18 protein-coding genes are annotated in these 17,457 nt (G+C 70.6%); all 18 read right to left on the bottom strand.

What is annotated here, in order from left to right; genetic code table 11:
* Nucleotides 1–51: 51 nt before the first annotated feature.
* The 18 genes from RI578_RS40930 to RI578_RS40845 all read right to left on the bottom strand — a co-directional run bounded on the left by RI578_RS40930 (nt 52) and on the right by RI578_RS40845 (nt 17,411).
* Nucleotides 52–981, bottom strand: coding sequence for a hypothetical protein (locus RI578_RS40930; protein ID WP_310876088.1), 930 nt, complete (start codon nt 979–981; stop codon nt 52–54).
* A 175-nt stretch (nt 982–1,156) separates the two neighbouring features.
* Nucleotides 1,157–1,618: a hypothetical protein gene (locus RI578_RS40925; protein WP_047181620.1), complete on the bottom strand. Its 462-nt coding sequence runs from the start codon at nt 1,616–1,618 to the stop codon at nt 1,157–1,159.
* Between the two features lie 100 nt (nt 1,619–1,718).
* Nucleotides 1,719–3,482: a hypothetical protein gene (locus RI578_RS40920; RefSeq protein WP_310876087.1), complete on the bottom strand. Its 1,764-nt coding sequence runs from the start codon at nt 3,480–3,482 to the stop codon at nt 1,719–1,721.
* 233 nt (nt 3,483–3,715) lie between these two features.
* Nucleotides 3,716–5,779, bottom strand: coding sequence for an NAD-dependent DNA ligase LigA (gene ligA / locus RI578_RS40915; protein ID WP_310876086.1), 2,064 nt, complete (start codon nt 5,777–5,779; stop codon nt 3,716–3,718).
* A gap of 244 nt (nt 5,780–6,023) precedes the next feature.
* Entirely contained in the window at nt 6,024–6,992 is a 969-nt protein-coding gene (locus RI578_RS40910; protein WP_310876085.1) for an SAV_2336 N-terminal domain-related protein, read from the bottom strand.
* Nucleotides 6,993–7,331: 339 nt separating this feature from the next.
* On the bottom strand, nt 7,332–7,991 hold the full coding sequence (locus tag RI578_RS40905; protein ID WP_310876084.1) for a hypothetical protein: 660 nt from the start codon (nt 7,989–7,991) through the stop codon (nt 7,332–7,334).
* Nucleotides 7,992–8,069: 78 nt separating this feature from the next.
* Nucleotides 8,070–8,975 carry a hypothetical protein gene (locus RI578_RS40900; protein WP_310876083.1) on the bottom strand — a complete coding sequence of 302 codons (906 nt, stop codon included), beginning with the start codon at nt 8,973–8,975 and terminating at the stop codon, nt 8,070–8,072.
* Nucleotides 8,972–9,529 (bottom strand): hypothetical protein, encoded by a 558-nt coding sequence (locus RI578_RS40895; RefSeq protein ID WP_310876082.1) that lies wholly within the window; start codon nt 9,527–9,529, stop codon nt 8,972–8,974. Before RI578_RS40895 ends, RI578_RS40900 begins: the two co-directional genes overlap by 4 nt.
* 52 nt (nt 9,530–9,581) lie before the next feature.
* Entirely contained in the window at nt 9,582–9,752 is a 171-nt protein-coding gene (locus RI578_RS40890; RefSeq protein ID WP_310876081.1) for a hypothetical protein, read from the bottom strand.
* Between the two features lie 75 nt (nt 9,753–9,827).
* Complete coding sequence (locus RI578_RS40885; protein ID WP_310876080.1) at nt 9,828–10,400, bottom strand: hypothetical protein; 573 nt, start codon at nt 10,398–10,400, stop codon at nt 9,828–9,830.
* A gap of 1,036 nt (nt 10,401–11,436) precedes the next feature.
* On the bottom strand, nt 11,437–12,207 hold the full coding sequence (locus RI578_RS40880; protein ID WP_310876079.1) for a DUF6884 domain-containing protein: 771 nt from the start codon (nt 12,205–12,207) through the stop codon (nt 11,437–11,439).
* Nucleotides 12,204–12,563 carry a hypothetical protein gene (locus RI578_RS40875; RefSeq protein WP_310876078.1) on the bottom strand — a complete coding sequence of 120 codons (360 nt, stop codon included), beginning with the start codon at nt 12,561–12,563 and terminating at the stop codon, nt 12,204–12,206. The genes RI578_RS40880 and RI578_RS40875 overlap by 4 nt, the downstream gene beginning before the upstream one ends.
* Nucleotides 12,560–13,009 (bottom strand): hypothetical protein, encoded by a 450-nt coding sequence (locus RI578_RS40870; RefSeq protein WP_310876077.1) that lies wholly within the window; start codon nt 13,007–13,009, stop codon nt 12,560–12,562. Before RI578_RS40870 ends, RI578_RS40875 begins: the two co-directional genes overlap by 4 nt.
* Before the next feature lie 412 nt (nt 13,010–13,421).
* A complete protein-coding gene (locus tag RI578_RS40865) occupies nt 13,422–14,093 on the bottom strand; it encodes a hypothetical protein (RefSeq protein ID WP_310876076.1) in 672 nt (223 codons plus the stop codon).
* A 121-nt stretch (nt 14,094–14,214) separates the two neighbouring features.
* On the bottom strand, nt 14,215–14,823 hold the full coding sequence (locus RI578_RS40860; protein ID WP_310876075.1) for a hypothetical protein: 609 nt from the start codon (nt 14,821–14,823) through the stop codon (nt 14,215–14,217).
* A gap of 162 nt (nt 14,824–14,985) precedes the next feature.
* Nucleotides 14,986–15,981 carry a DUF4007 family protein gene (locus RI578_RS40855; RefSeq protein ID WP_310876074.1) on the bottom strand — a complete coding sequence of 332 codons (996 nt, stop codon included), beginning with the start codon at nt 15,979–15,981 and terminating at the stop codon, nt 14,986–14,988.
* Nucleotides 15,982–15,994: 13 nt separating this feature from the next.
* Nucleotides 15,995–16,348 (bottom strand): hypothetical protein, encoded by a 354-nt coding sequence (locus tag RI578_RS40850; RefSeq protein ID WP_310876073.1) that lies wholly within the window; start codon nt 16,346–16,348, stop codon nt 15,995–15,997.
* 49 nt (nt 16,349–16,397) lie between these two features.
* The gene (locus tag RI578_RS40845; RefSeq protein WP_310876072.1) at nt 16,398–17,411 is read right to left on the bottom strand and encodes an N-6 DNA methylase; all 1,014 of its coding nucleotides are present in this window, start codon (nt 17,409–17,411) and stop codon (nt 16,398–16,400) included.
* Nucleotides 17,412–17,457: the final 46 nt, after the last annotated feature.

The following is a 17,457-nucleotide window of genomic DNA, read 5'->3' as shown; positions in this document are numbered from 1 at the left end:
ATAGGCAACATGCGGGGCAGGGATTCACGAACTCCCGCCGCCGGCCGAGGGTCAGCTTCCGCCTGCGGGGAGCACCTCAGAGCCGAAGCGGCGCTCGAGGAGGGCGAGTGCACGCGAGCACTGGCCGTCGACCCAGGCGCGCTGCTCGGGAGTGAGGGAGGCGTGGACGGCTACCTCGTAGTCGGACGGCGCCTCCCAGAGGGGGACGACGACGGCGGCGATCTCGCGGGCAGCCTCAACCCAGTCGGCTGCGGCATCCGCCGGCACGTTGAACAGCGGAGCGCCGGGGCTGGCCGGGTACGGGTCCTGTCCGAGCGGGCCGGGTGTGCGGGCCAGTTCTGCGGCATGTGTACGAAGATGTTCGGCGGGACAGGTTCCGTCCACGTACTGCTGCTCAACTGCCCTCCCGTGTTCGCGCAAGAGGGCGACGTGGTCGGCGGGGAGCTTGAACTGCTCGTGCGTGCTGCGGCAGTCGCGTCCGTCCCGGCCGTGTCGCCGCACGACCTCGCCGTCCCGCCACTCGTAGCCGGCGCCGAGTACCACCAGGACGTGGTGGAGGGCCTGGGTGCGATTGAGTACCGAACAGGGGCTCTCTCGGATCATCTCGCTCAAGGTGTCTTCGACGCCTGCCATGAGAGACCTCCTAGGCGTAGTGGGTCGAAGTCGTCCCGGCCGCACTGCCTGGATGGATGGGGGCCCGACACGCATGACTGTACATACTGAAATATAAATACGCAACATCCGGCGGGTTGGTGGCCCGCCGCCTTCGATCTGCGCTCGCGCGGCCCTGGCGGCTGCGTCCGCGTTCTCGGCGTGGAAGGTGTCGATCCACCGGGAGAAGTCGCCTTCGCCGCCGTTCAGTTCGACAGCGGCAGTGGCGTGTTCGCCCGGAACAACACCGGCGATCAGCAGCGCGTCGACGCGGTCGTGTCCCAGCTGTGCAGGCGGCCCGGCCGGATCCAGACCGAGGCCGGCGAACATCTCCTCCGACGGCCAGCTCCGGGGGCTCCGGTCGGCGCCCGGGGCCGGCATCGCGCAGGGAGCACCACACGCGGATCAGGGACACCACGGCCGAGGCGCAGTGTGACGGTCCCCCGAGGACTTGAGAAAAGAGAATGCTGGGCGATGCCCCGGCACAGAGTGACGGGGGCACTTCTCACGCCTCGGGCCGCGGCGCCTTCGGGGCCCGGGCGGACATGCGGTGCGTGAGGGCATGCGCGCCGGCGAACACCGCCCCTGCGCCGAGGGCCAGGTAGTCCGCTGCCCGTCCGCGCAGGACGAGAGCCTCACCATGGCCGAGCAGCAGCACGGTGCAGACGGCGAAGGCTCCGGCCACCAGCGCGGTGTCCAGAACGGCCGCGGCAGCGCCCCACACCCAGTGGGCGCGAGCCGGGGCTACCTTGCGCTCGTCCCGCCTGCGGAGGACGGCGCACGCCCGGTGCCGGGCGAGCCGGCGCGTTTCGAGGACAAGGACAGCGACCGGGACGACGAACAGCCACATGACGGGCTGCTCCACCAGTACGCCGCAGCCGGCGAGCAGCGCCACCAATCCGTAGACGGTGTGCAGCGGCTGGCAACGGCGGTGCTGGACGGTGCGGGGACGGAAGTCTTCGGACATGGCTCTCCTCGGCTGAAGACGATCGGGTTGCTGGGCTTGGCGCACGGGTCGTGCAACCTGGCCGGGCGGGACGGGGCCCGCCCGGCCACAAGGGGGAGTGTCAGGCGTTCGCGGCGCGCCGGGGCGTCGCCGAGGGGCGGCGGAGCCGGGCGCGGCGCAGCCGGTCGGACCAAGGAGCGTCGGCGGGCCCTACGGGGTGCTCGGGGATGGTGATCTCGTAGTGCGGGCAGCTACCGGGCTTCTCCGTCTCCAGGAGGGCGTGTCGGTGGGAGTTCGGGCACTGTTGGCGCTCGTGCTCCTCCCTCCAGTAGCGGACCGCCAGCGTGCGGCCGGTTCCGCCATCGCGTGCCTGGCACGGCTGCTCCTCCCGGAAGCGCTCGCCCGCGTCCGGGTCCACCCACCAGTTCTCGACCTGGCCGGAGTCGCAGATGCCCCGTCGCCGTTCGGCCTCGCGCTTGCTGGGCTTGAGCTGGTGAACCTGGTGGGCCAGGACCCGCACCGTGGACCGCTTGTGCTGGGTCAGCAGCTCCCACAGGGCCCGCACGTGGCGGAGCATCAGCTCCTGGCCGCCCTGGCGGCCCGATCCGCTCAGGTACCGCTCCGGGGCGTGCGGGTCGCGAAGCCGGGTCTCGGGCTCCAGAACCTCACCGGGGCGCGCCAGCAAGGTCTCGTACGGCGAGAAGGGCAGCTGTAGCAGCGACTCGTCGCATGTCAGCGCGGTGACCCATGTCCAGGGGGCGTCATCGGACGGAGGTTCCACCGGCTCCAGGAGCCGGTCGGGACGCAGAAGGAACCAGCCTTCTTCCGCCGGGGGCGACCACGGGCCCCATACATAGCCGACGATGCGTCGGCCGTTGGGCAGCGCGAGGGGGGTGTCGAGGAACAGCATGCCGCGCGAGGCGGGGAGGTGTGCGGGATCGAACGGGGTCGTGCTCTTCTCCGTTCGCCGCACCACGCGGCGCAGTGCCATCTGGCCGAGGGAGTCGCCGATCTGGAAGAGGCGGGCGGAGGAGGCCCGGTCGGCTTCCTGGCGCAGCTGCGTCACCACTGCCGCCTCCAGGCCGTCCGGATGTCCGTACGGTGCCAGCCGCTCGCGCTCACGCCGGTACACCTCGGCCTTCGTCTGCGCCCAGTCGAGACTCTGCCTGTGGGCTTCCACGTACCGGCGGCGCCACGTACGGATGCGGTGCTGGTCGGGAGTCTCCCAGGCCACGTTGTCCGCGCGTGCGAGACTACGGCCCGGGGTGGCTTCCCCGGGGCGCAGCCCCAGCTCGCGGAACCGGCGGACCTCGGCGTCGGCGTCATCGACGACGACGTCCGGCGGGTCGATGATCATCCGCTGGTGCCTGTCGTTCGGATCGAGTGCCCATTCCATGCCCGCGAGCTGCGCCAGCACCGCGCGAAGGGTCTGCTGGTCCGTCGTCTTCAGGAAGTCGAGAACGAGCAGCTGGACCGTGTTCGGGTACGCGTCGGCCGCCGCGAACCGCAGTATGCGCTTGAGGAACGCGCCGCCCGGGCCGTGCTGGCCGCCGGACAGCGTCAGCAGTTGATCCGCCGCCCGCTGGTCGCCCAGTGCCGCGTTTGCAAGGTGGTCGTACACCTGCCGGAAGACGGCCATCTCCTCTTCTTCGGTGAGGATGCGATCGAGGGCGCCCCGTACCCGCGCCGAGGATGCCGGTGGGACTTCTGCCGCGACCGGCGGCCGCACCAGCTGACCGGCAGCGGCGTGCAGCTCCCGGTACAGCTCCAGCTGGAGTTCGGTGAGGATCAGGAGGTCGTTGGGCTTGACCGGAGTCCGCTTGGTGGCACGAGCCACGGTCGCCAGAAGCTCGGAATCCGACAACTCGGGCATGTTCGAGTGCATGTCATCCCTACCTGGACGTGGGGTGTTTGGGGAGAGGTCGCGGGTGCCGAGCACCAGGCGATGGCATGACAGTACACATTGAAATAGGAATACGCAACATCGACTGAAGTGGAGGCCGCGCCTGGCGGGTGTGAGCACCCGTCCATGGCGCGGCCATTCAATGCACTGGACCGCGCAGGGGCCGAGAGACGGGATCGCGCTTACCGTGCGATGGCCGCCTCGGCCCCTTTGCGTCAGGCCAGGTAGTCGGCGACCAGGTCGGCGAAGTCCTCGGGGGTGAGGACCGTGACGCCGAGAGTGGCCGCCTTGACTGCCTTCGAGCTGGGCTTGCCTCCGGTGGACGGCGCGGCGACGAGGATGGACGTCTTCGCACTGACGCTGCTGCCCGCGCGGCCGCCGGCCTTCTCGATCAGGGCATTCATCTCGGACCGCCCGTAGGCCTCCAGTCGCCCGCTCATCTTGCCGGTGACCACCACGACTTTCCCGGCCAGCGGACCTGCATCCTCCGCCGTCGGCGCCCCCTGGGGCTCGGTCATGTTGACGCCCGCCGCGATCAGCTTGTCGATGACCGGCGCCAGTGCGGCAACCTGCTCGACGATGACCGGGGCCTTCTCGGGGCCGATGCCCTCGACGCCCTGCAGAGCGGCAGCGTCAGCCTGCCGGATGGCGTCCATGGTCACGAAGTGCCGGGCGATGCGCCGGGACATGCTGCGCCCGGTGCCGAGCACGCCCAGTGCGCAGAAGACCCGGCTGAGAGGGAGTGTCTTGGCCGCCTCGATCTGCTCGGCGAGCTTGACGGCCCGCTTGGCACTCTTGGACGCCTCGGTGAGCTGCTCGGCCGTCAAGGTGAACAGGTCGGCGACGTCGTCCACGTTGCCAGACGCGACCAGGGCCGCCACGTAAGTCTTGCCGAGGCCGTCGATGTCGAGCATCTCGCGCTGCGCGGCGTACTCGATCAACGCCGGGAGAGCGCACGCGGTGCCCTTCGCGCATCGCCACCGCTTCTGCGCCTTGTTGATCTCGCCACCACAGTTCGGGCAGACCTCGGGCAGCGGCACCTCGCGCGCCCCCTCCGGACGCAGCTGGACCACGGCCCCCTGCACCCGGGGGATGATGTCGCCGGCCTTGTAGACCGTCACGGTATCGCCGAGGTGGAGGTCGCGCCGGCGAATGTCGGCGGGGTTGTGGAGGGTGGCCCGGGTGACGTTGGAGCCGTCGATCTCCACCGAGGTGAGGATCGCGGTCGGCGCGAGGACCCCGGTGCGGCCCACCTCCCACACGACGTCCTCCAGGACGGTCTGCCGTTCGACCGCGGGGAGCTTGACCGCGATAGCCCAGTGGGGGAAGCGGGAGCCGAACCCGGCCGCCGTCTGTTCTCCTGTGTCGTTCAGCTTGATCACCACCCCGTCGATTCCGACGGGCAGGTCCGCACGCATGGCGGCGATCGCGTCAACCTGCTCCTGTGCTCCGGCCAGGTCGGCGACGAGGTGGAGCCCTGCCGGGGAGTCCGCGGTCGTCTGGATGCCGGCCGCGGCCACGGCGGCCAGGGTTTCGGCGTGCGTGGCTCCGGCGGGAAGGAACGATACGCCGTCCAGTTCGACCGCGCCGTAGGCCCAGAACGTCATCTGGAGCCGGTACGGCCGGTCCTTCGCCCTCAGCGTCCCGGCCGTGCCGTTGCGGGGGTTGGCGAAGACCTGGGCGTTGTGAGCGGCACGGACCTCGTTCGCCTTCTCGAACTGCTCCTGGGTGAAGGCGACCTCGCCGCGGACCTCGACGGTGACCGGATCGGCCAGACGCTCGGGGAGGCCGTCGATCTGTCCGATGACGTGGCTGATGTCCTCGCCGTGACTGCCGTCACCGCGGGTGATGATCTGCATCAGACGGCCGTCGCGATACCGAGCGGCCACGGCAGCACCGTCGATCTTCGGCTCCACGGTGAACCCGCCCTGCGGCGCGCGGCCCAGACGGCGCTGGACCGAGGCGCCCCATGTCACCAAGCCCTCGGCGTCGAAGACGTTGTCCAGGCTCAGGAGGCGAGTGGTGTGCGCGACGTCGCCGACGGGCGCTGCACCGTCGGCCACGAGCCCCGTGGGGGAGTCCGGGGAGACCTCGGCGGGGTTCTCCTCCTCCCAGGCCTGCACCGACCGTCGGAGCTGATCGTACGAAGCATCGTCCAGGACGCTGTCGCCGTCACCGTAGTACGCCTGCGAGGCCTCGCGCAGGAGCTGGAGCGCGGCCTCGTACTCGATGCGGTTGGACACGGCAGACTGCGCCTGAGCGGCGGGAAGAGTCGTCATGAGGGTGATCCTCTCTTAAGGGTCTGACAGTGGCCGCGCGCCCGGGTGCAAGGGCACATAGGGCAACGCGGGTCACCGAAGATGAGCGGCTGGCTTGATGCCGGGACGGGCGGTTCACGCCCAGCGCCCCGAATACAGCGGGTGAAGAGAAGGAGGTAGCAGAGGATTGTTCGGCCAGGCAGTGCTGAGGGGTGAAGAGGGCGGCGAACGGTGACGCCGACGAGTGGATGCGGAAACCGCGTCCCTAACCGAGGAGTCGCGAAGCCTCCGCGCTCACCAGGGTGCGCCGCATCGACGGCTCAACTTGCCGCAGCAGAGCCACCGTGCGAGCGAGCGAGGAACGCGGCACTGAGCGCAGCAGCACGGAGGCAACGTCGTCTCGGAATGCGTAAGTACCGGGGCGCCCGGGAACGGCACGGAGCAGGCCGCTCAGAATCACCTCGGCCAAGTGGCTCGGACACGGAGCCGTCCCGATCGAGCGGTGCACCAACTGCATCACCGGCAAGTGGGGGACGCCTGCCGCCAAGTACCCCGCGAGACGGACCGCTTCGGGGGAAGCAGTGGCGCGGAAGCGGAGGACCAGTTCCTGAGCAGCGCACCCCGCCAGAGAGGCGGTCCCTTCGGCCGGAAGTGCGGGCGGAATGAAAGCGACCGCCGCCGGGACCTCGACACCGCCGCCGAGGAGCGCGAACCAGTTCTCCAGCCAAGGAGAGGCGGGTTCCAGAACCGGAACAGGGATGCTGTCCGCCCCCGTGTCGGGCGCACTGTCGTACGCCGTGAAGCTCAGTGCGGAGTTGGCGGCTCCGGCGGCCGGGGCGTAGATGCTGCCGGGCGTCCCGGGCAGCGCCGTGCGCTGCCACATGCGCTCCGGCAGCGGCTGAACCACCGCCACCGGGCGCACACGCGCCCAGCTGCGCAGAGTCTTGTACCAGCGTTCACCGGCCGGGCCGGGGTGCCACTGGGGGCCGGAGCAGTCGCTGAGCACGAGGGTCACCAGTCGGTCGTCCTCGCCTTGTCGTCCTCGCAGCGTGCCATCGGCCTTGAGAACGGCCACCGTCACACTCTGGAAAGGGCCACTCCGGGTGAGGGACTGGCGCAGCTCCCGCAGCAGCGGTCCCCACATTGACATCGTGGGCCCGGCATCGAAGACAAGCTGGAGGCGATCCGCCGGAGCCCTGTTCAGGGCTGCGGCCGTGTTCGTCCGTATGGTCACGTCGTCTCCTTGGGGCCTTGGTGAGGGGGCGAGGCCCGGACCGGACGGGGGGTGTCGGTCCGGGCCTCACGGCCCCGGCCGCCGAGGGGAGAGCCACGGCCAGGGCGAGCCGCGCGAAGCGCGGCTCCTTCGGAATTGGCTTTGGTGTGGGCGGCTTCCCGCCCTCACGACAACTACAATACATGCTGAAATAAAAATACGCAACACTCACTCCTGGGTCGGGTCGTCACAAGTACCTGCCCACCCTGCCCCGTTGCGTCTACCCTTTCGGCCAACCTGGTCGCCGGAAAAGCCCAGGAGTGGCGGCGCGGCCCTCCCGACGCCGGCCCCTGTGGTCGCCTAAGCCGCGCCGTCCTGGGTCTGGCCCTCGACGCGATGCAGCACGTGCGGGGCGATGAGGTCAGCGCCGCCGTCATCCCACCGCACGGCCTGGAAGGCGTACGGGGCGGCGCCCTCCGCCATGCCGAAGGTGTGCCCGGAGCGTTCCGTCCCCCGGGCCCGCATGACCACGTGCGTTCCGTCCGCGTAGTAGGTGAGCGTGGGATCGAACATGGTCGCGGGGCGGGTCACGTCCGATGCCAGGGGGCGTGCCCGGATCACGATGTCTGCGACCTTGTCGGCGTCGACACCAGGGATGTTCATGCGACGGTCGGGCTCGACCTTCCAGGACAGGCCGGGGAACAAGCGGTTCACCTGCGCGCGGACCCACAGCCACGCCTCGTCCGATGCCTCCTCGGTGGGCTCGTTCGCAGAGGAGTGCCAGCCCTCGGCACAGTCCGCGCCCTGTTCGCCGAGGAGGGCCATCACCTCGGCGCGGGTGATCTCGTCCGGGAGCTGGGTGCCGGCCTGCAAGCGGTGGACGTACCGGTGGAAGAGCTGGAAGGCCAGGGACTCGCCGTCCAGGTGATGGGCGTAGACGATCCGCAAGACCGTCCCGTGTCCCTCGGAATCGGGGGCCAAGGTGGCGATGGCGGGCGGCGGTGTGGTGTTGATGGCCATGAGAGGGCTCCGTTTCGTGCAGGGATGAGGAGGTGAGCGGCGGCCGGCCGCGGGATGCGGCACGGCCGCCGCGGCGGGTCAGGAGGGCGGAACGAACTGCCACGGCCAGAACGGCGGACGGGTCGTGGTGGGATACAGCACCGGCCGGGCCTTCTGCTCGGCGCTCGCCCGCTCGGCACGCCCTTGTGCGGCCTCCTCCAGAAGCCGGGGATGCTTCAGGGCGTCGCCGCAGGAGACGGTCACGTGCTGGCCGAGCCTCCAGAGCTGCGCGTTCACGGCGCAGCACGCGGCGTTGAGTGGGTCGAGGTCGTTCAGCCACCAGCGGTACTCGGCGGGGTCGGCGCCGAAGTACCGCATCGTGGCAGCGGCGGCCCGGGTCATCGTGCCGGTCCCGGCCGCGGGTTCGAGGAGCAGATCGCCGGGCCTGCGGTCGGTGGAGAGAAGGATGTCGCCGACGTTGTCGGCGGCGATCGCCGGGGTGAAGAACTCGCTGGTCGACTGTCGTTCGCTGTAGCTGCGCATCCGGGTGATGAGCAGGCCGAGGACATCGTCGGACTCGGCGCGGGCGGTGTCGGAGCAGTACTCCAGCAGCCCTGCGCGCACGAGGGTCCGGGCATAGTCGGCCAGGCCGCGGACGTCGCTGTCGGTGGGGTGGGAGAGCCAGTCGTGGAGCGGGCGGGCGGCCTCGGTCAGGTCCGGGTCGTAGGTCCAGAACGAGTTCCATCCCGCTCGAAGGGTGTCGACGAGCTGTTCGTCGTCGAGGGGGAGCAGGAGCGGGCCGTAGTCGGGGCCGTCCGGTCGTGAGGGCGCGCAGAGGGCGAGCGCGGCCAGGGTGCCGACCGCGATGGCCCGGTCGCCGGAGCCCCCGCGGTTGGATGTCCACCAGGCGTGCGCGGCGTCTGCGATGGCGTGGGCGTGGTCCCGCCCGCTTTCGGGCGCCATGGCGCGGCGCAGGCCGCCGGGCGGGATGCCGTACAGGGTCACGCCGCGCTCCCCGGCCCCTGCGCGATGAGGCGGTCGAGCTCGGCGACGAACGGCGGCAGGAGGGTCCGCTTGCTGCCCGGGCGCCGGGAGCCGAAGGGCCGCAGCACCCCGGGGCGGCCGCTGTGCTGGAAGTCGCTGTCGATGATCCAGGTCGGGTCTCCGGGCATCCGGGACAGGCGGTAGGCGGCCTTGTTGAGCAGCGAGCTGTGCTCGAAGAGGAGGAGTTCGGCGTACCAGCCGGTGACTGCTCCGGCCTGGCGCTCCTCAAGGACCGGCACGACGCCGGTGTGCTCCAGGGCGTTGTCCTCGTCCGGGACTGTGGCGGTGAACGTCTGGGCGGTGCGCAGCGGGGTCAGGACCCGTTCTGCGGCCTGGTGGGCTTCGGGGTAGCCGATCGGGTCGGCGATCAGGCACCGTCCGGCGAGTGTGAGCGGATCGTGGGTGACGGAGGCGGGGAGATCCAGCGGGGCGAGCTCCCGCAACAGCGCCTCGTGACCGAGGGTGGCGAGGTACCAGTGCTGCTGAGTACGGGTGTTCGGGGGCATGGTGTCCATGGGGCCCTTCCTGGGGGCGGCGGGCGCTGACGGATGTACCGCGCCCAGCGGGTCAGTTCGGGGGTGCGTCGTGGCGGAGGGGCCGGCCACGGTGAAGGCCGAGGACGGTGCCGACCTCGAAGCCGCGGGCCAGGCCGAAGACTTCGCCCATGCGCCTGCGGGTCTCGGTGTTCTGCCGCTCACGTCCGGTGTGCTGGTCGAAGGCGGGGATGATCAGTTTCATCGGGTGTGCTCCGTGGCGACCCAGCCGGGAGCGAGCGCGGCCGCTTGGGCCGAGGTCCTCGCTCCCAGGCGTGGCTCAGGCGCGCGCCGCCTCGGCCTCCTCGTCCTCTGCCTTGAGGTCTTCGAAGTAGTTGCGAGCGCTGTCCACCATGCCGGGGACGTCGCACCCGAAGGACTCGGCCGCGTCCAGGAGCGCCGCGAGCATGGCGGCCTCTCGTTCGGCCCCGGCGGCGGCGACGGCGCACAGGACATCGAGCTTCACGGGGTACGCCTCGCTGCGCAGCCCCTCGGCGGCCTGGTGGAGCTCATGGGGGGTGACCCGCCTGTCCGTCAGGCAGAAGACCTGAGCGACCAGATCTCCGATCACGCGATCGGCGCTTTCCTGGTCGTCCACGACCCGGTCGTCGGGGATGCTGAAGGCGATCTGGGCCATGGCCTCGGCCGCGAGGACGCCGAGCCGTACGCGCTCGGCCAGCTTGGGAACGGGCAACAGGGCCTTGGGTGCCTGCCTGTTGTAGGCCTCCAGCGCCGCGTGGGCCCATGCGGCGCGGTCCGCGAGGGTGCACTCACGTGCGGGGTTTATGTTGACGCCGGATTCCGCGGCTGCGGTGAAGCGAGCAGCCTTGCGGTCGGGGATGGACGTGTCCACGGTCGTTCCTCTGGGTGAGGTTTCAAGATGGTGGTGTGCGTGAGAGCGGTACGTCGCTCGATCACAAGAATCACATTACATATCGATTACTGAATACGCAACATGCTTTAGCTGGGTCGACGGGCATCTACCCACTTCGGGTAGGGGAGTGCTGGCATGCCGAAGACCGCCCTCGACCGCTCGGCCCGAGTACGGCCAACGGGCAGGGCATACCTATATGTCCCCGGGTGCCTCTGGCGCCTGGCCCCGATCTGTTCCAACGCGGTGCGCAGCCAGGCACGCCGGTCGGCCCCCGCAGGGCGCTGCGAGGCGCCCAGCGCCATGATGCGGCGCTCGAACCCGTCAGCACCACGGTCTCCGGTGACGAACTTGGCGATCGACCGGGCCGGGAGCACCTGGCCGTCCGGCAGCACGATGACCGTCCTCGCAGTGCTGCGGCCCGTATACGTTGCGGAAAGGGCCTGGTAGATAACACCCAGGTGCCCTCGGGGCGAGCCGGCGGTGCGCCCATCCGGCAGGGTCCGAAGCCGTGCGACGGGGTCCGCGTAGGTGACCACCCCCCGCACCCCGTGGCCCGCAGCAAGACGCAGAGCCGCAGCGACCGTGAAACTCTCCCCGTTGCTCGCCACCGAGGGGGACAGGCACACCCTCGACATTTCCAACGCCTCCGTATACGGCTCCAGCGACGGGAAAACCCTGGTCAGAGCCCGGCGGCTCATCGGAACACCCAGGACCACGACACCCACCAACGGGTGGCCGTCGACCACCTGGCCGTCGTCGCCCCCTGCTGCCTCGAGGTCCACTAGCCCAAACCGGTGGACCGCCGGCGGCCACCCTGACAGGTAGTGGTTCGCCTGGATGTACTCCCGGGCGGGCGCCTCCGCCAGCTCGACCACCTCGTAGCGACGCCGGTCAAAGCCGCCCTGCGACGTATGCACCCACGTCGGTACACCGCCGCTCCACCGCTGAGCCCAGCCCTCGGCGCTGCCGGCAGCCATGGCTTCCCACCGCGCCGGAGCGGGCCCGAGCGGCGCGCTCACCGCTCCTGCCCGGCTTCGGCCCGCGCGGCGAGACGGATCTGGGAGAGGCGTTGCTTCATCTCCCCGATCCCGCCGGCTCCGGCGAGCGGTGCCTCAAGGCCCGGCCAGGACTGCCGGGCGAGGGCCACGTACTTGCTGCCGGCCAGTACCGTCACCTCCGCCGACTCGATGCCGCGTTCCCAGACCTGCGCCTGCACGAAGTCCGCGCTGACGCTGCCGGGGTCGCCCACGGTGATGTCGTAGGGGGCGATCTCCGTGGTCAGGTCCAGAAGCCCGTGGGCGGCGGAAAGGATGTACTGGCGGCCGCCGTCCTGAAGCAGGGCTTTGGCCGTTTCCCGGCAGGAGCCGTGGAAGGTTCCGACGTACATCGCACCGGCGGTCACTCGGCGGTCCTGCTTGGCCTTTCCGCAGCCGACGACGACGATCCGGAACCTGCCCGCCCCCTCGGCGCGGGCCCGCTGCCAGCCGGCCTCGGTCAGAGTGCCGCCCCAGACGTCCAGCTGGTCCCGCGTCGCCTCCTGTCCACGAAGGATGTCGCGGCTCTGGTCCAGGCCGACGTAGCCGGCATCGGCGAGGGACACCAGGGTCCGGAGGTTGACGGACTTGGGCAGCAGCCCGAGAGGGTCCTTGGCCCCGGCGAGGAGGGCGCGGCGTTGGGCGGTGGTGATGCGGGGTGTGGGGGTTCCGGCCGTACGCGGCCGGGCCCGGGCACCTGGCGAAAGGGACGTGCCGGCAGGGCTGTTGTGGGTGTGGTCGGTGGTCATCATGTTCCTCGTGAGGGGGTCGGCGCCGGCTGGGTGTCGGCCCAGCGGGCGGGCAGGGTGGTGTCGCCGTCTTCCTCGCGGCGTTGGTCTTCCAGGTCCGCGGCGCGGACGCGTCCGATGTGCCACTGCTCGGCAGTGTGGCCGCTCGGCCGGCGGCACCGCTGTCGGGGCGCGGCTTTGCACGTGGGGCAGATCAGGGACGCCGGGCAGGTGTCGCCGATGTCCGCGCCGTCGCAGAACGCGCAGGGCCGGACCGTGGCCGGCAGTGCGCGCCCGGCGACGTCGACGAGGAGACCGGCCGCGCGCCACGCGCGTTCCTCCGCTCTCGTCGACGGCGGCCCGAAGCTCTGGCGGTTCACGCCCCGCCTGCCTCGGCTGCCGGGTCCGCGCGTACGAAGGTCTCGCCCTCGGGCCAGATCGCGACGATCTTGTAGCGGGACAGGAACTCCCGTGCGACCGGGCCCGGCTCCATCGTGAACAGCAGCGCACAGTGGGCGGGGGAGAAGAACCGCTCGCAGTCGCTGATCACCCCGTACGCGGTGATGAGCGCGCGATAGTGGGTGCGGTGGCATGCCATCACCAGTTCTCCGGCGGTCGCGTCGAAGAGGTCGGTGGACGCCAGAGCGGGATCCGTGACGACGCGGTGCCGCAGTACACGGTGTCCCTTGGCCGTCAGGTGGAAGAGGTAAGCGGTCAGGACCACGTCCTCCGAGCGGTCCGCCTCCCCGTCGTTGGCCCGGCCGGGCTGGGGCCGGGCGGGCACGGAAGGGGCCAGGAAGGCGACGTGCGGGCGGTCGGTGGTCATGGTGTGGGGCGCTTCCGGATTCGGGCGAGGGTACGGCCCGGTGACGGGACGGTCGGGGGCCGTATCCGTTGCGGTGGTGTGAGGGAACGAAGGGATCCCGGCGCGTGCCGCGGGCGAGCAGGCCGGAACCGGCCGTGGACATCGCGGAGTGCTCTGCAGACGCCGGGTGGCGGGCGGGCGGGCGGGCGACGGCGCCTCGCCGGGATCCGGAAGTGAAACGCGGCGGCCCGGGGCCCGTCTCGGGCGGCGCCCAGCATGCGGTGCTGACCTGGCTGCGAGGGACGGGCGCTACTCCAGCGCGCGCCGGCGGGCCGGGGGCGATAGCAGCGGAGACATGACGTGCCCGGCCTGACCCGGGCTGGTGGCGGGCAGACCGCGGTCGTCAGCTTCGATCACTGCTCGGCGACGCCTGCTAGGGCAGCGGCGCCCAGTCGAGCTTCGAGTACCGTCGGCCGAGCTCGTACGCCGAATACGTGACCGGACGCCGGTCCTTCTCGTGGACCGTGACGACGATTCCGTCCGGAGAATCTTCGAGCCCATCGACCCAGACGTACTGGAAGTACCCGCCGGCCGCGCTGTAGTGCATGAGGCGGTCCCCAGGGGCGACGGGGGCTTGGACCGTGCCGCCGGTGTACCGCTTGTAGGGCACGAGGACCCTTGGGACCCCTTCCGGCACGGCCAGGGCCCGATCGGTCAGCATGTCGCTCACATGCTCCCTGATCAGCTCGTAAAGGCTCCGGGGCGGCGGGTTCTCCGCTGCGAGTGACACGAAGGCCAGCCGCAGCCCTTCGTCGTCCTGGGCGGGCGGGCGCTTGCGGCTGTCAGCGAGGGCGAGGACGTCTTCGGCGTACCGGAGGGCCAGACGTCCGCGGTGCAGCTGGGCGGTGGCGGGGGAGTTCGCGGCAACGCATGCGGGGCAGGACAGCGGGGCGTCGGTGACGCGCGCTGGATCGAGCTTCTCGTAGTGGTGGACGACCGAGTACCGGCCCGCTTCGCAGGCCACGTCAATCAGGAAGCCGGTGTGGCTGTTGAGCAGTCCCTCGTGAACGGCGCCGTCGTGGCCGGTGATGTTCTTGTGTTCCATTTCGTCTGACCGCCCCAAGGGGCAGCGTCCTCGCCTTCGGTGTGTACGTGGTGGCTGGCGGCCTGTGGTCCGGCGGCACGGACGCGGTGCTCGCGGCGGCACCGCGTCCGTGCCGCCTGGCTCACTTGCTCAGGTAGAAGGTCACCCCGCGGCAAACGAACCGGATTGGCCCCGTCGCGTTGATGATCAGCTGGTACGCCTCCTGCTCGGAGACCGAGCCCGGCTCCGTCACGATCTCGTCGAACCGGGTCTGGCCCTGGAGGTAGCGGACCAGCTCGTACTTGGCGACCGGCCCGTCGAGCGGGATCGTCGACCCCATCGGGGGGTGGAAACCGGTCAGGCCGCGCCCGATCCATCCGGCCGCGAGCTGGACCGGCGCGGAGAAGGGAACGCGGTGCGCCAGGTGCCGGGCGACGGCCTCGTGGGCACGCTGGTCCCACATTCTGTCCCAGACGTCGCTCGCGTTCCTGGCCTCCTCGTCGTACGCCGCCAGGGCTCGGCGCATGTTGAGGTACGCGTTGCCGTCGCGGAAGTGCCGGGACGTGGACCAGTTGCCATCCGCGTCGAAGCCGTCGTCCATCGACTGCCCGTCGTGCTGGCGGCCGACGATCCAGTGCCCCGTGGACTCGTCAACACCGAGCCACACGCCCTCGAAGGAGCCGCGCCACTCGCGCCGCGCCTGGTGGACCACGGTCCAACCCTGGTGCTGCCCGCCGGTCTTGATGCGCATGCGTGTCTCCTGGCCTGTCTCGTCGGTAGGGAAAGGCGGGGCGCTCAAGCCGGGAGGCGAGCGCCACCAACACGGATGACAATACACATAGAAATATGAATAAGCAACGTTGCTTGTTGTGTTCTTCGGAGCCGGGTTACGCCTGCGGTAAGCCGGAGTCCATCAGGACCGGGCTGGAGAACTCGCCTTCTCCGAAGCACTGCTGGGGGCCGGCCGCAGCGCGGGGAAGGCGTCGGCCAGGACGTCCTCGGCGAGGAGAGCTGGCGAGCACGAATAGGCGAGCGTCTCCTGCCCGTCGCCCGACTGCACGACGGCCAGATCCGCTTGCCGATCGGCGACTTGATGCAGGGCGCGGCGGAGGTCGGCGGTGCCGGTGAGAAGGAGTCGGCCTGGCCCGAGGGGGTCGGAGGCGAGCCGGGCCAGGCTGATGGAGCCGGCCACAGGGCCTGCGGTCCGGGCCGCGAAGTCCAGACTCGCGTATGCCTGAACGGGCGCCGGACAGTGGCGGCCGGCCGTGCGCAGCAGCGCCACGAGGTGGCTTCGGTCGGCTGTGCGGTCGGCGGGAGGCTCGGAGTCGAGCAGGTGGAGGGTGCGGAAAGGGCTGGAGAGCTCGTCCTCGATGTTCGCGGCGGTGTGGTCGCCGGGAGCGTACATGGTCACCAGGCAGGCGATGTCCGAAGCGAGTACCGACGGGGCCGGGGTCTTGTGGCCGGCCGCTTCGGCGGCGGCCGCCAGGCGCCCCTGCGTCTCCGCGCGGCTGGACCGGCTGAGCGGGGAGTATCCGAAGAGATACCGCCAGCTGGGCACGTGGCACTGCTCGGCGCTCACCAACCACCAGTGCAGTAGCCACAGGCTGCTGTCGAGTTCAAGGTAGGGATCGGCGCCGGTCTCGTCTTCAAGGAGCCAGCGGGCGCGGTCGGTGGGGACCAGATCCTGACCGTTGCGGGCGGCCAGCCCGAAGGCCTGGGACCAGAAGGCCATGGACGGGACCATGCTCTTGCCGACGCCGAGCACGACGGTCGCGTCGGGGCGGCGCAGGGCGGCTGGGTCCTGGAGCAGGGCGTCGTAGACCTTGCGCAGCCACCCGTAGCGCGGTGGATAGCCGCGGTGCCGGCCGAAGGCTGGCAGGCAACCGGTCATGGCGGTGCGATTCGACACGGGGGTCCTTTGCTCAGTCGAGGGAGAGGGGGCTGCGGTCGGAGAGGGTGAGCCGGGCGACGAGACGAGCGAGGGGGTGGGCCCAGTGGGCCGGGGCGTCGCAGATGAGGAACTCCTCGCTCCAGGTGGTGCCGTCACCGATGAGCGGTCGACTGGTAAGGCGGACCTGCCTCGCGTCGGCTGCGGCGGGGGAGAGGTCGAGTTCGTAGGACCGGGCCTCGGTGTCGATGTACCAGGAGAGATCGCCCTCGGCGTCGGGGCATCCGCAGGACAGCGTGTACACACGGGTACGACTGGGAGCGGGCAGGACGACGCGCAGCGCCCGGGCTACGCCCTGGGTTTCGCTGTGGTCGTGGGTTTCCGCCATGGTTCCTCCTTCGGGCCCGGCCCACGGGGTTGTGGGCCGGGCGGAGCGGCTACCTGCTGGCCGTAAGGGCGTCCAGCAGCTGGTTGGTGGTGCGGGTGGCGATCGCGAAACCGATCAGCTTTTTGACGTCGTCGCAGTGACGGGCCATGCCGCGCGCCTGAGCGAGGGTTTCCTCGGCCAGGTCGGGCTGCGCGAGAACGTCTCCACAGCCGACGAACGCACGGGGGCCCAGTTCCCAGACGAGGGTGTTGACGGCGGCTCCGGCGGCGGCCAGGGGGTCGAGTTCGAGCATGACCCAGCCGCGTTCCGCAGGGTCCTCTCCGTCGCGGCGCAGGTCCTGTGCGGCGGAGCGGAAGAGTCCTCCGGTGCCGGCGGCCGGCTCGAGCGCCCACTCGCCGCGTTGACGGGGTCGCTTTCCTATGCTGCCTTCGGCCAGCACGTTGGCCATCAGATCGCTGATGTCGGGCGGTGTGTGGTACTCGCCGAGGCTGCGCCGGGAGTGGTGGTGGCGCAGGCTCGTGATGACCCAGGACATGAGGTCGGTCCGGGACCGCTCGGCGGGGTCGGTGTCTCCCGTGTGCTGAAGGACTCCGTGGCGCAGCGCGGCACGGGCCACGGCGCGTACGCCCGCGAGGTGGGTGTCGTGTAGGTCCTCCCTGGTCCAGTCGAACAGCGGGCGGGCGGCGGTCCACAGGTCGGGGCGAAGGCCCCAGTAGAAGTTGGCGCTATCGGCCAGGCCTCGGACCAGCACGCGCGGGGGCTGCGCGGCGATGTATGCGGCGATCGTGTCGGCGGCCTCGGCACCGGGGGACTTCTGGGGCCACAGGGCGAGGGCAGCGACGACCCCTGCGGGGATGTCGAGCCGACTGCCGCCGGCGGAGTGCCAGGCCTCGGCGACCGCTTCGCCGAGGACGGAGCCGGGGCTACGGCTGATGGAGATCGGGGGGCAGTCGGTCGTGCCGACGTGCCGGGCGCAGCTCGGATCGGTGCACTTGCGTGCCCCGTGGGTGAGCACCTGGTCGATGGCCTCGGTCACGACGGTGGCAGTGGAATCAGCGGACATGAGGGTTCCAGGGCATGGGTGGGGTGTTGTGGTCAGGAAAGGAAGC

The sequence above is a fragment of the Streptomyces sp. BB1-1-1 genome (assembly GCF_031597775.1).
In the GTDB taxonomy this organism is placed as follows: domain Bacteria; phylum Actinomycetota; class Actinomycetes; order Streptomycetales; family Streptomycetaceae; genus Streptomyces; species Streptomyces thinghirensis.
Note: the sequence above shows the minus strand (reverse complement) of the source record. Positions and strands in the feature narration are given on the sequence as shown.